This is a genomic window from Salicola sp. AFF1, from assembly GCF_056783195.1.
On the sequence record NZ_JBXAYL010000238.1, the window covers coordinates 1 to 239 of the forward strand.

At 67.8% G+C, this 239-nt stretch carries 1 protein-coding gene; it reads right to left on the reverse strand.

Annotated elements, in window-relative coordinates; translation table 11 throughout:
* On the reverse strand, positions 1 to 239 hold a 239-nt coding region (locus AC1RQI_RS17495), incomplete at both ends, for a hypothetical protein (RefSeq protein ID WP_481905877.1).

Genomic DNA, 239 nt, shown 5'->3' on the forward strand with positions numbered 1-239 from the left:
CGCAGGGTCAGCGCCACGTCGGCGAAGTTCACGAAGATCGACAGCGCCACGAGATTGCGGCCGATCTGCCCTTCCGTACGCCCGAAGCGGCGGAACATCCCGATCTCCCGGCTCGGGGCGTCGTGGCTGGCGAAGTAGGGGTCGGCGATCAGGGTGATGTCCCGGATCGGCTTCCAGTGGGAGATGGCCAGCACGATGCCGCCGAACACCACCGATCCGGTCGCCGCGAAATCCGGCGG